Below are 15,269 nucleotides of genomic sequence, written 5' to 3' on the forward strand. Positions count from 1 at the left end.
CAGCTTGGCAGACCGCCGGTCCGTCAAGCTGTTTTTTGTTTCTACATGGCCTGGATGCGGCCCTGAATGAGCTTGCCCACCGCGTCGGCGAACCAGCCGATGGAGGGGATGCGCAAGAGCTCCTTGCCGTAGATCTGCCGGGCGTTGGGCAGCTCCCGGTCGCTGCCGGTGAAGATGCACACGGGGGAGAGGCCGTGTTTGCGCAGCTTTCCCGCCTCATCGGCAGCGTCCTGGACCCCCAGCTTGCCCCCGTAGTCCCGGCCCCCGGGGAGCATGCCCGGGTTGGGAATCTTCTGGTCGTCGTTGGGGTTGGCGTCGGACAGGAGAATCAGAAGCCGGTGGTCGCTCTGCTCCCGCTCCATGAGCCAGTCCATGGCCCGCAGCGCCAGGCCGTCCCGGTTCCAACCAGCGGACACATAGTCGAAGATGGCGTCGTTTTTCCCCGCCTCCTGGTAGTCCCGGAAAATGCGGATCACGGTGCAGCCGCTCACCGAGCAGAAGGAGGACACCCGCACCGGGATCTGACACCGGGTGAGGGCGGCGGCGATGAGGTAGGCCTGAGTCGATAACTTCTCCTGCTGCTGGTTCTGGGAAGCGGAGGCGTCCAGCAGGATGTCCACCGACAGGTCCCCCAGCTCGCTCTGCTGCCGCTGGACGAACACCCGGCCGTCCTGAAGGGCGCCCGCCCGCCAGGCCAGGCGGGGCTGGAGATTTCCCGCCCTGGTGCGGCTGTCGGTGACGTCCGACTGGAGCAGGATGGTGTTTTGCAGCTGCTGGGCCAGCTGGGAGAGGATGTGCTGGTTCTGCACCAGGCGAGCCTGGTAGTACGCCCGGTTTTTCTCCCGCTGGCGCTGGAACATGTCCCGCTCCCAGGCGGTCTCCTTGCTCACGTGACCGGTGGGCAGCACGCCCTTGGTAAAGTGGAGGCGGCAGTTCTTGTGGTTGCCGGTGCACAGGGCCTTCTCCGCCGCCGCCGTCTCCGACGGGGGGAACATGGACACCCCGAAGCAGTTCTCCACATACTCCCGCAAAACCTGCTCCCGGGTCTGGCCCTGGCCCAGACGGAGAAGGAAGTTTTTCTGCCAGAAGCGCTTCCGGCCCTCCTCCTCCACCGGCCCGCCGCCGGGCTCCCCCAGGCGGCGCAGGGCATTGCCGCTCACCAGGCCGCTTCGCTTTTTGCCCTTGTGGAGGATGTCCCGGCCGGCGAAGGCGGCCCACTGCCGGTCGGTGACGCTCCGCCGGGCTCGCTTGAACCACTTGTGGAGGAGGGTCTCCATCCGGCCGGTGAGCTCCTCCTCGGTGCAGCCCACGGGGAAGGTCAGGTCGTCCAGCACCCCCTTCTCCCAGGAATCCTCCTGGGCGGGGTCCCCCAGGGCCCGCCGGAACCACAGCCAGCGCAGGTTGTGGATGCCCTCCCGCTCGGCGGACTTCCGGGGCTGGGCCGTCACCTGGAGGGCGTACTGCCGCCGCAGGTCCTCCAGCACCGGCCGCTCCCCCACTGTCCGCCGGAAGGCCACCCCCTCCAGGCCCAGCCAGAACAGGTCGGTGTAGAAGGCCCCGCTGGTCTGGCTCTGGAAGGTGTTGAACAGGGGCCTGAGCCGTTCGTAGTCATAGAGGCGGTACACCAGGCCGATGATGGTGTTGAAGTACAGGTCCGCCTCGCCGTCCGGACGGTACATCTGAAAGTCGGCCCGAAGCTGGTAGTTCTCCGCCCCGTTCCAGAACTGGTTTTCCGCCCGGCGGCTCTCAATGTCTTCCCGGTCCATATCAGCCCTCGAACAGCTTGGAGCGGTCCGCGTCCCGGGGGATGCGGGCCCACACCGCGTCGGCCACCAGCTGCCGCTCGAAGGGGTCAAAGGCCTTGTTGATGATGCCCAGCTCCAGGGCCTGGCCGGAGGGGATGCCCTTCTCCATCAGGTGCAGGGCGGACAGCAGCCCCCGCAGGTCCAGGGCTTTGGTGGAGATCTCCGAGCTGTCGCACTTCTGCCGCAAATCCCCAAACAGGGCGGAGAACTGCTCCACCCAGGTGTGCTTCATCTGGGGGAAGCCCCGCAGCAGCAGCTTTTCCAGGTTCTCCGGGGAGATCACCGGCATGTCCATAACCACGAACCGGGACACCAGGGCCTCGTTCAGCTCCCGGGTGCCGGCGTAGCCGTAGTTCATGGTGCCGATGAAGCGGGCGGCGTCGTCCAGCACGATCCGGTCATACCCGGGCACGTCGATGACCCGCCGGAAGTCCAGGGTGGCGTGGAGGACGGCCAGGGCCTCGTTCTTGGCCATGTTCACCTCGTCCAGCACCCCGAAGCCCCCCAGCCGGGCGCACTTGGAGATGGGGCCCTCCCGGAACACCACCTCCCCGTCCTTCAGGGTGTCCGCCCCCACCAGGGAGGCCGCGTCCACATTTACGTACATGGACACGTCCCAGCTGGGCCGGCCAAAGGCGGCGGCCAGGTTCTCGGCCAGCACGTTCTTGCCCGTGGCCTTGGGGCCGGCCAGCAGCAGGTGCTGCCCGCATAGGAGGGCGGCGGCCGCCCCCTCCCAGATCTCTTTTCCGTAGTATAGGAAGCGGGGAGCGGGGACCCGCCCCCGGGCCTCCTCCGGCGCCGGGTGGGCAGCCCGGAAGGCCTGCATCTCCTCCAGCAGGCCCTTGTCCACGCCCTCGTCCGCTAATTCCTTCCAAATATCCATGGTACAAACTCCTCATGTATGCCTCGGCCCGCGTCCGCCGCCTGGCGGCAGCCTCCAGAGCTCCGCGGGCCCGTTCCGTATTGTACGCCCCAGCCGGGAAATACGCAAGGGGGAACGTCAGAATTTTCCACAAGCCGGTAGGACAAAGGAGCTCCTCTGCCCCGACAGGGCGGAGGAGCTCCTTTTAAAACCGGCGGTTACTCCGCCTTCTGGCTCTCCAGATATTCGTCGTAGGTCATCATCCGGTCGATGAGCTTCCCGTCCGGGGTGAAGTCAAAGACCCGGTTACACACGGTCTGGATCAGCTGGTGGTCGTGGGAGGCCACCAGCACGTTGCACTTCACCGCCTCCAGGCCCTTGTTCAGGGCGGCGATGGACTCCAGGTCCAGGTGGTTGGTGGGCTGGTCCAGCATGAGCACGTTGGCCCCGGAGAGCATCATCCGGGAGAGCATGCACCGGACCTTCTCGCCGCCGGAGAGGACCTTTACGGGCTTATACACCTCGTCCCCGGAGAAGAGCATCCGGCCCAGGAAGCCCCGGAGATACTGCTCCTGGGGGTCGCTGGAGTACTGGCGCAGCCACTGCACCAGGTTGTCGTCGTTGTCCTGGAAGTAGGGGGTGTTGTCCTTGGGGAAGTAGGAGAAGGTGGCCGTCTGGCCCCACTTCACGGTGCCCTCGTCGGGCTCCATCTCCCCGGCCAGGATCTTGAACAGGGCGGTGTGGGCGTTCTCGTTGTCGCCTACAAAGGCGATCTTGTCCCCGTGGTTCACAATGAAGGACACCTTGTCCAGCACCTTCACCCCGTCGATGGTCTTGCTCACGTCGGTGACAAAGAGGATGTCCTTGCCCACCTCCCGGTCGGGGGAGAAGGCCACCCAGGGGTAGCGGCGGGAGGAGGCGGGCATCTCCTCCACGGTGAGCTTGTCCAGCAGTTTTCTCCGGGCGGTGGCCTGCTTGGACTTGGACTTGTTGGCGGAGAAGCGGGAGATGAAGTCCTGCAGCTCCTTGATCTTCTCCTCGTTGCGCTTGTTCTGGTTCTTGATGAGCTGCTGCACCAGCTGGGAGGACTCGTACCAGAAGTCGTAGTTGCCCACATACATCTTGATCTTGTTGTAGTCGATGTCCACGATGTGGGTGCACACGGTGTTCAGGAAGTGCCGGTCGTGGGAGACCACGATGACGGTGCCCTCGAAGTCCAGCAGGAAGTCCTCCAGCCAGTTCACCGCGTCGATGTCCAGGTTGTTGGTGGGCTCGTCCATCATCAGCAGGTCGGGATTGCCGAACAGGGCCTGGGCCAGCAGGACCTTCACCTTCAGCCGGGCGTCCAGGGTGGCCATGTCGTTGTAGTGGAGCTCGGTGCCGATGCCCAGACCCTGGAGGATGCGGCTGGCGTCGCTCTCGGCCTCCCAGCCCCCCAGCTCGGCGTACTCCTCCTCCAGCTCGCAGGCCCGCATGCCGTCCTCGTCGGTCATCTCCTCCTTGGCGTAGATGGCCTCCTTCTCCTTGCCGATGTCATACAGGCGCTGGTTGCCCATGATGACCGTGTCCATGACGTTGTAGGCGTCGTAGGCGTTCTGGTTCTGCTTCAGCACCGACATGCGCACGTTGGGCAGGATGGACACCTCGCCGGTGCTGGGCTCCAGCTCCCCGGAGAGGATCTTCAGAAAGGTGGACTTGCCGGCGCCGTTGGCGCCGATGATGCCGTAGCAGTTGCCCCGCAAAAACTGCAGGTCCACGTGGGAAAACAGCGGGGTGCCGCTGTAATTCAAGCTCAGATCGGTAACGGTGATCATGGTAATCTCCTTTTCCAATTCAATCCAAATTCAAAACATGGTCAAAACGCGTCTGCGCGTACGGCAACCATCTTATCATATTCCCCGGAGTTTGAACAGAGGACAGCGAAAAAATTCCGCCGCATTTTCGCAAAAAAATTCCGCTTTTCTTGTGAGAAAAGCGGAATTTTGGCCGATTCTATCTCGGTTCCGGGGCGCGGGCCGGGCGGCTCACCAGGACAGCAGCTTGTGGAGCATCACGGCCCCCTCGGCCCGGGTGGCGGTCCGGTCTCCCGCCCAGGCGCCCTGGACCATGCCGACGCCCTGGGCCAGGGCGGCGTAACCCAGATCCTCCGAGGGGATGGAGGACTTGTCCGTGTAGGAGCAGGTGTAGATGCCCGTCAGCTGGGCGGCGGCCTTGAGCCCCTCGGCGTTGAGAAGCAGCTTCACCGCCTGGCTCCGGGTGAGGGGGGCGTCGTCCTGGCGCTCCGTGCGGGTGAGGGCCCCCGTGCGGTAGGCGGCGGCGTAGGCCATGTCCCGCTCCTGCCGGGTGGCGGCGGCGGGGTCCAGGGGATAGTTTTCCACGCTGAAGAGCAGGCACACCATGTCCCACTGGGTCATGGCCTGCCCGGGAGCGAAGGTCCCGCCGTCGTAGCCCACGTTGTACCGGGCCAGGGCCTCAACAGCCCCCTGGGCCCAGTGGCCGGACATGTCGGAGTAGGTCAGTCCGGATGCGGCGGCGGTCTCCCGCTGGACGGGCTGGCCGGTCTTGGCGTCCACCCCCAGGCAGGAGCCCTCCCGCTCCAGGCCGTAGCCCAGCTTCAGCCGGTAGAAGGCGGTCAGCCCCAGCTGGAGGTAGGGGGCGGCCTCCGGGTCATCGGCGGAGAGCTTCTCCGGTACCTGGAGATAGCCCAGGGTCACGGTGTAGGTGTCCATCCAGGCGTCCAGGGCGGCCTGCGCCGAGACGATGCCGTCCGGGCTGTCGAAGGTCACCCCGTCGTCATAGGAGTAGGAGAGCCCGCAGATGGAGCCGTCCTCCGCCGAGACCTCCACTCCGTAGAAGTGCTCCGGGAAGAAGTACCCGTTCTCCTGCCGGGCGAAGGTGAAGAAGTAGGTGCTTTGGACCTCACCCTGGGGCCCCTGATACAGGGCCAGCTTGGCGGAGCGGTCGGGGCAGAAGCTCTGGAGGAAGGCCTCCGCCTGCGTCTGGGCCTCCGCCTGGGTCAGGCTGGGCTTCTGGTCCTCATCCCAGGGAAGATAGGACCACAGGTCCTCTACCTGACCGGTCTTGGCGTCCACCGTGAAGGTGCGGGAGGCGGTTTCATCTGTTCCGGGCAGCAGGTAGCGCAGGGTGCACAGCACCTGCTCCTCCTGGGTCTCGGTCGCCTCGATCAGCCGGTAGGAGGCGGAGGAGAGGGTGTAGTCCTCCAGGCCGTACTGGGTGACGGCCCGGAGCTGCCCGTCCAGGGTCTCCTTGGACAGAACCCCCTCCAGCTTCTGGATGCCCTCCTGCTCCGCCTGGGACAGGCCGTTCTCCGGAGTTCCGGCGGCGCTGTCCTCGCTGGAGCTGCCGCCGCCCATGCCCATGTTCCCCAGACCGGCTTCCAGCTCGGTCAGGTTCACCAGCGCGCCGGTCTGGGCGTCCACGTAGTACTCGTCCCGGCTGTCGGGCACATAGCGCAGCACAGCCTGGGCGCCCCCGTCCTCGGGCAGCACATATTCCAGCTTCAGGGACAGAGAGCCCTTCAGAGTCTGGGCGGCGGCTTCCGATCCGACGGCGGGCGTGGGGGAGGGGACGCTCCCCAGGTAGTTCCCGTAGGACACGTCCCGGTGGAAATTGGTCACCTGACCGCTCTCTCCGTCCACGGTGATGGAACAGCTCAGGGGGGAGGGCAGGCCGTGATAGAGAATGTCGCCGGAGAAGCGGTACTGGTTCCGGCCCAGGCGGTCGGAGCCGGAGGACTCCTCCAGCTGGACGGACTCCAGGCCGGGGGAGAGCACCTTGTCCAGAAAGGCCTGGGCGGTCTCCTTGGCCTGGGCGGGGTCGCCGCTGGGGTAGGAGGGCAGGCCGGCGGAGCCCGTCTCCTCCTGAGACAGGGAGTACCCGGTGATGGTGCCGTCCTCCAGGGCGTCGATGGACAGGGTGCCGGCGCTGCCCTCCCAGTACAGGGACCACTGGCTCACCAGGGTCTGGTCATAGCAGTTCCCGTAGAAGGTGCTGTACTCCGAGGTGTCCAGGTCCAGGGTGTCCTTCACCGCCTGGGTGACCTGGGCCAGGCGGGCGTCCTGCGTGGTCTCGTCCGCCGCCGCGGCGGGCAGGACCAGGGAGGCCGCCAGCGCGGCGGCCAGAATCAGGGCAGCTGTGCGTTTCATCAAAATCCCTCCGTTTCATTGGTGTGTCCGGGCTGTCTTCTACTGGTATCCTATCATACTTTTAGACGAAACAAAACGGCTCAGGTTGCACAAATTTAATGAAAACTTAAAAATTTTCTCTCCCCATGCAACTTTTCCCAGGGTGCGTCGTCTTTTATAATAGAGAAAAGAGCCGCCGGAGCGCCTCCGGCGGCCGGAGGGGGAGCATACCATGGAGGATCAGCAGATCATCGAGCTGTACTGGGCCCGGTCCGAGCAGGCCATCCGGGAGAGCGAGACGAAGTACGGGGCCTTCTGCCTCTCCATCGCCCGGAACATTCTGGCCCAGGAGCAGGACGCGGAGGAGTGCGTCAACGACACCTGGCTGCGGGCCTGGAACGCCATGCCGCCCCAGCGGCCGGGCATCCTGTCCGCCTTTTTTGGAAAGCTCACCCGGAATCTGTCCCTGGACCGGTGGCGGTATAACCGGGCGGCCAAGCGGGGCGGGCCCCAGGTGGAGACGGCCCTGGAGGAGCTGGGGGAGTGCATCCCAGCCCCCGGCCGGCCGGAGGACCGCCTGGAGGAGCGGGAGACCGCAGCCCTCATCTCCCGGTTCCTCCGGGAGCAGCCCCAGCTGGACCGGGTGCTGTTTCTGCGGCGGTACTGGTATCTGGACTCCGTCGCGGCCCTGGCGGAGCGGTTTTCCATGAATGAGAACACGGTCAAATCCAGGCTTCACCGCACCCGCCTGCGTCTGAAGGAAGTCCTGCTGCGGGAGGGGGTGGCGGTATGACTCGGGAAGAACTGCTGGAGGCCATCGGCCGGATCGATGACGACCTGATCCAGGAGGCGGAGGACTGCCGCCTCCCCGCCCGCAGGCCCGGCTTGACCCACTGGAGGCCTCTGGCCGGCGGGCTGGCCGCCTGCCTGGTGCTGGCCGCGGTGTTCTATCTGCCCTTCGGCATGAGCGGCGGCGGAGACAACACCACCTCCGGCGCGGCGGGGAGCTCGTCCGCCGCCCAGGAATCCCAGACAGATCATTCGGCCGGGACCGCCCAGGACGGCGGCTCCGATGTGTGGAGCGGAAGCGGAAGCGGCGAGGCGCTGCCCGAGAACCCCTCCGCCGGGAACGAGAGCTCCGGCGGCGCCTCCTCACAGGAGGGGGGCGCGGCCCAGGATGTGCTGCGCACCCCCGCGGGGGAGTATACCCTCACCGGCGAGCTGGCCTCCGCCCTGCCGGAGGGCAGCCGCCAGCTGGGCGTGCTCTTTCTGGAGGGGGAGGACAGCAAGGAGGGGCTGTACACCACCCGCCGGGAGTACGCCGGCTGCATGCTGTGGGAGGGGCCGGACGGGACCCTCTATGTAAAGCTCCCGGGCGACGGGTACGCCCTGGCCCGGCCGGCGGAATAGCTCCATCGCCCGGATGGAGACACAAAAACTGTATCTCAAACCGTGGAGAAATCCGCTGGAATCAGACGATTCCAGCGGATTTTTTCCGCCAGGGGCGGAACAAGGCCGGCCTTGCCCCTAAAAAATACCGGTCCCGCGGCGGAACCGGCCCGCTTTTTGAAAAATTTGCGCCCTCCGGGGAAATACTACGGAAGTATTTCATATCCGCCTCTGCCGTCTGGCGGGGCGGAGGCCTGCCGCGCCTGCGGCGGGCGGCTCAAGGGGAGGGAATGGGATGTCAGCCAACATCCGTGATTACGCCAAGCTCGCCGCCGAGATCCGGGATCAGGTGGGCGAACAGAATATTGTCAGCGCAGCCCACTGCGCCACCAGGCTCCGCCTGGTTCTGCGGGAGTCTCCCCCCGCCGAGGTGACCAGACGCATCTCCGAACTGCCCGCGGTGATTCAGGTGCTGGAGAGAGGGGGACAGTATCAAATCGTCATCGGCGTCCACGCCAAAGACGTGTACGAGGAGCTGGTGAAACTCCTGCGCCTGGACCAGTCGGACCAGCCCGCGCAGAAGCAGGGAATCCTGGCCCGGGTGATCGCCACCATGTCCGCGGTTTTTGCACCCTTTGTCTATATCCTGGCGGCCGCCGGCCTGGTGCAGGGGGCGCTGATCCTCCTGGCGCAGTGGATTCCCGCCTTTCCGGACACCGGGACCTACGCCGTGCTGAGCTTTATCTCCTGGACCCCCTTCACCTTCCTGCCCGCAATGATCGCGGTGACGGCCTCCAGGCACTTCAAATGCAACACCTTCATTGCGATGTGGTGCTGTCTGGCACTGGTCAACGCCGACTGGGGCGCGCTGGCGGCCCGGATCGCCGGCGGGGAGACCATCCGATTCCTGGTCTTTCCCATGGCGCAGACCACGTATACCTCCACGGTGCTGCCCCCGCTGTTCCTGGTGCTGGTGCTGTCCTATCTGGAGCGGTTTCTGGACCGGCGCCTGCCCGATGTGCTGAAGGCCATCGGGACCCCATTTCTCTGCGCCGTCATTATGGTCCCCCTCACCATTTTGGTGATCGGCCCCCTCTCCGACGCCGCGGCGAACGGCATCGCGGTGGCATATAACCAGCTGGCCCGCACCGTTCCCATGGTGGCCGGGGCCCTTGTGGGAGGGAGCTGGGAGATCTTCGTCATCTTCGGGGTCCACTGGGGCGTCACGCCCATGAACATCGCCAATTTCAACGCCAACGGCTGCGATACCTTTCAGGCCTTTCAGACCTGCGCCGTGGTGGCCCAGGCGGCCGCCTGCTTCGGCGTGGTGCTGAAGACCAGACGGCGGGAGATGAGGCGGGTGGCCTTCTCCGCCGGCCTGACCGGCATATTCGGCATCACGGAGCCAGCCATATACGGCGTGACGCTGCCGCTGAAAAAGCCGTTCGTCTGCGGCTGCGTCGGAGGGGCGGTGGGCGCGATTGTCCTGAGCCTGTTTGATACCATGTACTACGTCTACGCCGGTCTGCCCGGGCTTCTCACCACCGTCAACGCCATCAGCGCCCAGAACCCCATGTCCTTCCCCGGCATGCTGCTGGGGACCCTGGCCACCATCGTGGTCACCATCGCGCTGGTACAGGTCGTGGGCTGCGGGGAGAGCCCGGGCTCCGGGGATGCGGCGGACGCGGCGCCTCGCGCCCCTGCTCCCGGGGAGGCGGGGGAGGTCACGGTGTGCTCCCCCCTGAGCGGAACGGTGGTTCCCCTGTCCCAGGTGAAGGACCCCACCTTTGCCCAGGGAATCCTGGGGGAGGGGGCCGCGGTCCAGCCCAGAGAGGGGAAGCTGTACGCCCCCTTTGACGGTACGGTGCTCAGCATTGCGGACAGCAGGCACGCCATCCACCTGCTGGGCCCCAACCAGATGGAGCTGCTCCTCCACATCGGGCTGGATACGGTGGAGCTGGGCGGGGCGGGCTACACCTCCAGGGTCAAGGAGGGGGACCGGATTCGGACCGGCGACCTGCTCGTGGAGTTCGACCTGGAGGAGATCCGCCGGAAATACGATCCCATCACACCGGTTTTGGTGACCAACGCCGAGGACTTTGCGGCGGTCGAGCTGTGGAGAAGCGGCGGCCCTGTGGAGGCGGGGGAGCCGCTTCTGCGGGTGAGAAATGAACAGGACGGAAATTTGGAGGGGACGACATGAGTTTTCCGGAACATTTTTTATGGGGCGGCGCGGTGAGCGCCGGACAGCTGGAGGGGGCCTGGAATGAGGACGGAAAGGGCGTCAGCGTGACCGACGTCCTCACCGGCGGCAGTTCCGGCGTGCTGCGCCGCATCACAGACGGCGTGCTGCCGGGAGAGCGGTACCCCAACCACGAGGGGGTCGATTTCTACCACACCTTTCGGGAGGACATTGCCCTTCTGGCGGAGCTCGGCCTCAAGTGCTTCCGCACCTCCATCGCCTGGACCCGCATTTTTCCAAACGGCGACGACCCCCAGCCCAATGAGGCGGGCCTGCGGTTTTATGACGCGCTCTTTGACGAGCTGCTCAAATATCACATTGAGCCGGTGGTCACCCTCTCCCACTTTGAGATGCCCTATCACCTGGCCCGGAACCACGGCGGCTGGCTGAGCCGGTACACGCTGGAGTGCTTTGTCCGCTATGCCTCCACGGTGATGGAGCGCTACAAGCACAAGGTCCGGTACTGGATGACCTTCAATGAGATCAACAACCAGAGCAACACCGGCCTGGACCTGTTCGGCTGGACCTGCTCCGGAATCCGTTTTTCGCAGCTGGAGCGCCCCAGGGAGGCCATGTACCAGGCGGTCCACCACCAGTTTGTGGCCGGGGCCGCCGCGGTCAGGGCGGGCCATGAGATCAATCCGGAGTTCCGGATCGGCTGCATGTGCTCCTTTGTGCCCGTGTACCCCTACTCCTGCCATCCGGACGATGTGATGGCGGCTGCGGAGTGCATGCACGAGCGGTTTTATTTCTCGGACGTTCAAATCCGGGGGCGCTATCCGGCCTTTGCCCGGCGGCAGTGGGAGCGGGAGGGCTGCCGGATCGCCATGGAACCAGGGGATGAAACAGTCCTGGCGGAGGGACGGGCCGACTACCTTGGCTTCAGCTACTATATGTCCAATACGGTCAGGGCCCAGGGGCGGGGGGGCTCCGCCGCCCGCTTGGACGGCGGCTTCCCCAATTCTGTGGACAACCCCTATGTGGACAAGAGCGACTGGGGCTGGCAGATCGATCCCACGGGCCTGCGGTACGCCCTGGTCACCCTGTATGAGCGGTACGAGGTCCCCCTGTTCATTGTGGAAAACGGGTTCGGGGCCATAGACAAGCTGACGCGGGACGGGACATGCCACGACCCCTACCGGATCGACTATCTGAGATCGCACATCGCCCAGATGAAAAAGGCGGTGGAAGAGGACGGGGTGGACCTGATGGGGTATACGCCCTGGGGGTGCATCGACCTGGTCTCCTTCACCACAGGGGAGCTCAAAAAACGGTATGGCTTTCTCTATGTGGATCGGAATGACGACGGCAGCGGGAGCGGGAAGCGGTACCGGAAGGACTCCTTTTTCTGGTTCCAGAATGTCATCCGGACCAATGGCGAGGCGCTCTAGCGCCACAGAAAACACAGGCTCGAAAAACAAAAACGCTGGAATCCTCTGATTCCAGCGTTTCAGCTTGTCGAAAAACCTCTGTTCAGACGAATCCGCCCGAGTGTTGGCGGGGGAGCTCGAGGGGGCGGCAGCCCGCCTCGAGTGGGATCGAATGCCCTGAATGCCTTGCATGGCAAGGCGTTCAGCGAGCGCAGCGAGGACTTTCCCGCCGCGCAGCGGCGGGAAAGTAACGGCATTTTTTGACAGGGGAAGGGGACCGGCGCCTGTCCGGCGGGCGGCGGTCATCCCAGCATATGGATGAGCTCCGGCAGCTGGGACAGGTTGTTCAGCACAAAGTGGGCGCCGGCGGAGCGGAAGGTCTCCTCCGCCCGGCGGCAGGCGGCCCGGCGCTCCTCCGGGGCGAGGGCCTCGTACTCCCTCTGGCTCAGGCCCAGGACGGAGCTGCCCTCGACGACCCCCACCGACCACACGCCGGCGCTGATCCCCTCCTGGATGTCGGAGACGGTGTCCCCCACCTTCACGGCGTTTTTCACGCTGGAGACCTCCAGCGCCTTCAGGTTTTCAAAAATCATGTAGGGATAGGGGCGGCCCTTGCCGCCCACCCCGTCGGGGCTGATCCAGAAGTCGGGGGCGTAGCCCAGCTGGGCGGCCCTGGGGACCACAATGTGCATCATGGAATCGGTATAGCCGGTGCCCGGCTTGTTCCGCAGGCCGTAGGTGATGTTCTGCTGTACGTTTAAATTGGGGAAGAGGGCGTAGTCCTGAAAGACGATGTTGAAGCCCCGCTTCTCCATGGGGGTGTGGGTCAGGTCCTCCCCGTTGTAGCGGATGGCGCCCTGGTCGGCGTCCACGATCCCCAGAATCATGTTCAGCAGCGTGGTCTTGCCGCAGCTAGAGGGGCCCAGGATGGAGACGATCTCCCCGTCCTCCACCTGGAGGGAGATGTCCTTGAGCACGGGCACTCCGTCAAAGGATTTTTGAAGGTGCTCCAGTTCCAGCATGAAAAACCGCTCCTTTCTCGGTTTCAAAAGTTTATGTGGGAGCCGCCGCACGTCCGGCGACGGTGTAATCCTAGCAAATTTCAGCCCCGGGAAACAAGCGCAAAAGGTTTAAGTTTCCGTTAGAGAAGCGCAAAAAGGCATCAAAAAACGGGGGCTTTTCTTGTAATTTTCTTACAAGAAAAGCCCCCGCCGGCGGTCCTCACTCCTCCGGATAGCCCCGGTCGGCGATGACCGCCCCGCTCTTGTCCAGACTGCGGGAGAAGCGCTCGTAGTCGCTCTGAATGATCCCCATGTACAGCAGATCCACCACCGCCAGGTCGGGGATGCGGGAGAAGATGGCGGTGCCGTAGATCACTGCCTCCTCGCCCCCGGTACAGAGGCACACGTCGGCGTACCGGGCCAGGAGGGGAGTTTTCCGGCTGGTGATGGCGATGGTGCCCGCCCCCGCCTTTTGGGCCAGCTTGAGCGCCTTCACCGTATCCATGGAGCAGCCCGAGTGGGAGAACGCCACCGCCACGTCCGCCACCCCCAGATGGGCCGCCCCGATCTGCTGAAGGTAGGCGTCGGTGTTCATCCGGCAGCAGAGCCCCAGGTAGGTCAGCTTGGTCAGAAGGTCGCCGGCCGGGGTGCAGGAGTTCTCCACGCCATAGATATCAATGGTTCGGGCCGTGGCGAGCATCCGCACCGCCCGGTCCAGCTCCTGGGGGGAGAGAGACTTCAGCGCCGCCTCCAGCAGGCCGCCGGACACCCGCACCTCTTTCAGCGGCAGATCCTCCAGCTGATCCCAGGGTTTTAAGTCAAAGCCCCCCAGGTGGTCGAAGTAGGCCTCCCGCTCCGTCCCCTGGCTGCGGTCCCGCAGCAGGCAGTATTTGAAGTTTCGGAAGCCGCCGAACCCCAGGGCCTGGACAAAGCGCACCACGGTGGGCTGGCTCACCTGGACCTGGTCCGCCAGTTCCGAGATGGTCTGCTGGGTGCAGGTCTCCGGATGGTTCAGCACATAGTCGGCCACCCGCTGTTCCGATGGCCGCAGGGATGCGTAGGTTTTCCGAATCCGGTCCAAAACCTGGATATTGTGCCGCATAGCGTCATCCCCCTCGCCTTGTAGCAAAATTACACGTTTCGTCCTTTTGGAACGAAATTCTGTTCGCGGCGATCCCGCTGTTGAGACGCGGAGAAACGCCGGCCGCCGGCCCAAACCGGCGCGCCCGGGAAAACACCCGGCCGCCGCATGATTCCGCCCCTCAATATAATGTAAAATGAGAACAGGCCGCCACCGCCTGTTTGTAAAATCTGGATGAAATCTCTGTATCGTTCGCACATTCTCCGGTTGGAGCACCTACACGCGCCGGGAGCGGAGTGGATGTCCCCGCCTTTGGGCGGGAAACGCTTTGAAAAAGGGTCTGTTGCAAAATGCAGTTTTCAGACCCGGAAAGAAAATTTTTGTTTTAAAAAAGTTAGCGACAACCGCCAGCCCGACGGTTCCCGCTAACTTTTTCTTTGACCTGATTTTTCAAAATTCTATTTTGCAACAGGCCCTTTTCATTTGTCAAATATTCAGCCGCAGCCGCCGCATCTGGCGCAGGCGGAGGGCGTGGCCGCGCAGCCGCCCAAGGCGGTCTCCCGCAGCTCGATGGGGATGCGCCGCCCCACGGCGTACATGGTCTCCAGCATCTCGTCGAAGGGGATGAGCTGCTTTACCCCGCTGAGGGACAACTCGGCGGCGATGAGGGCGTTGGCCACCCCGGCGGCGTTGCGGTTCTGGCAGGGGTACTCCACCAGACCGCCCACCGGGTCGCACACCAGGCCCAGCAGGTTCATCAGCACGGTGGAGCCCGCGTCCATACACTGCTCCGGCGTTCCGCCCATGAGCTCCACGGTGGCGGAGGCGGCCATGGCGGCGGCCACCCCCACCTCCGCCTGACAGCCGCCCACCGCCCCCGCCACAGTGGCGTTGCGCATGGCCAGATAGCCCACGGCTCCGGCGTTGAACAGGGCGTCCACAAGGCGGTCGTCGGAGATCTTATAGCAGTCCTGGAGGGCCAGCAGCAGCCCGGGCACGATCCCAGCGGAGCCCGCGGTGGGGGCCGCCACGATGAGGCCCATGGAGGCGTTCACCTCCGCCACCCCCATGGCGTAGGTCATGGCCCGCTGGAGGATGTCCCCGCAGATGGCCTTGCCCCGGGCGGCGTGGTCGTAGAGTTTTTTGGATTCTCCGCCGATGAGCCCGCCCATGGATTTGGACGGCTTTTTCAGCGGCAGCGCGGCGGAGGCCCGCATGATCTCCAGCACCTTGGCCATGCGGTGGTCCACCTGATCCCGGGTGGTCTCCCCCAGCTCGCACTCCCGGCGACGCATGACCTCTGAGATGGGGCACTGGGTCTGCCGGCACAGTTCCAGCAGCTCAACAGATGATTTAAAGTCCATGGGTTCCTCC

The 15,269-nt window shown here is 64.7% G+C and carries 11 protein-coding genes; 4 read left to right on the forward strand and 7 right to left on the reverse strand.

The window, feature by feature from the left end:
* Positions 1–41 precede the first annotated feature (41 nt).
* From B5F19_RS07270 to B5F19_RS07285, 4 genes are all read right to left on the reverse strand, one after another.
* Positions 42–1,766 carry a hypothetical protein gene (locus tag B5F19_RS07270; protein ID WP_087289429.1) on the reverse strand — a complete coding sequence of 575 codons (1,725 nt, stop codon included), beginning with the start codon at positions 1,764–1,766 and terminating at the stop codon, positions 42–44.
* Position 1,767: 1 nt separating this feature from the next.
* Positions 1,768–2,688: an AAA family ATPase gene (locus tag B5F19_RS07275; RefSeq protein WP_087289432.1), complete on the reverse strand. Its 921-nt coding sequence runs from the start codon at positions 2,686–2,688 to the stop codon at positions 1,768–1,770.
* 197 nt (positions 2,689–2,885) lie between these two features.
* Entirely contained in the window at positions 2,886–4,481 is a 1,596-nt protein-coding gene (locus B5F19_RS07280; RefSeq protein WP_087289434.1) for an ATP-binding cassette domain-containing protein, read from the reverse strand.
* 210 nt (positions 4,482–4,691) lie between these two features.
* On the reverse strand, positions 4,692–6,833 hold the full coding sequence (locus B5F19_RS07285) for an S-layer homology domain-containing protein (protein WP_087289436.1): 2,142 nt from the start codon (positions 6,831–6,833) through the stop codon (positions 4,692–4,694).
* A gap of 211 nt (positions 6,834–7,044) precedes the next feature.
* On the opposite strand from B5F19_RS07285, the gene B5F19_RS07290 reads away from it, so the two are divergent.
* From B5F19_RS07290 to B5F19_RS07305, 4 genes are all read left to right on the forward strand, one after another.
* Entirely contained in the window at positions 7,045–7,605 is a 561-nt protein-coding gene (locus B5F19_RS07290) for a sigma-70 family RNA polymerase sigma factor (RefSeq protein WP_087289437.1), read from the forward strand.
* A complete protein-coding gene (locus tag B5F19_RS07295) occupies positions 7,602–8,222 on the forward strand; it encodes a hypothetical protein (RefSeq protein ID WP_087289439.1) in 621 nt (206 codons plus the stop codon). The genes B5F19_RS07290 and B5F19_RS07295 overlap by 4 nt, the downstream gene beginning before the upstream one ends.
* A 274-nt stretch (positions 8,223–8,496) precedes the next feature.
* A complete protein-coding gene (locus B5F19_RS07300) occupies positions 8,497–10,404 on the forward strand; it encodes a glucose PTS transporter subunit IIA (protein WP_087289441.1) in 1,908 nt (635 codons plus the stop codon).
* Positions 10,401–11,834: a 6-phospho-beta-glucosidase gene (locus B5F19_RS07305; RefSeq protein WP_087289443.1), complete on the forward strand. Its 1,434-nt coding sequence runs from the start codon at positions 10,401–10,403 to the stop codon at positions 11,832–11,834. Before B5F19_RS07300 ends, B5F19_RS07305 begins: the two co-directional genes overlap by 4 nt.
* Before the next feature lie 281 nt (positions 11,835–12,115).
* Here B5F19_RS07305 and B5F19_RS17930 read toward each other — a convergent pair whose 3' ends face one another.
* From B5F19_RS17930 to sdaAA, 3 genes are all read right to left on the reverse strand, one after another.
* Positions 12,116–12,835: an ATP-binding cassette domain-containing protein gene (locus B5F19_RS17930; RefSeq protein WP_242972724.1), complete on the reverse strand. Its 720-nt coding sequence runs from the start codon at positions 12,833–12,835 to the stop codon at positions 12,116–12,118.
* Positions 12,836–13,034: 199 nt separating this feature from the next.
* Entirely contained in the window at positions 13,035–13,916 is an 882-nt protein-coding gene (locus B5F19_RS07315; RefSeq protein ID WP_087289445.1) for a MurR/RpiR family transcriptional regulator, read from the reverse strand.
* A 473-nt stretch (positions 13,917–14,389) separates the two neighbouring features.
* Entirely contained in the window at positions 14,390–15,259 is an 870-nt protein-coding gene (gene sdaAA, locus B5F19_RS07320; RefSeq protein ID WP_087289447.1) for an L-serine ammonia-lyase, iron-sulfur-dependent, subunit alpha, read from the reverse strand.
* Between the last annotated feature and the right edge of the window lie 10 nt (positions 15,260–15,269).

Source organism: Pseudoflavonifractor sp. An184, assembly GCF_002160305.1.
GTDB lineage: Bacteria > Bacillota > Clostridia > Oscillospirales > Oscillospiraceae > Lawsonibacter > Lawsonibacter pullicola.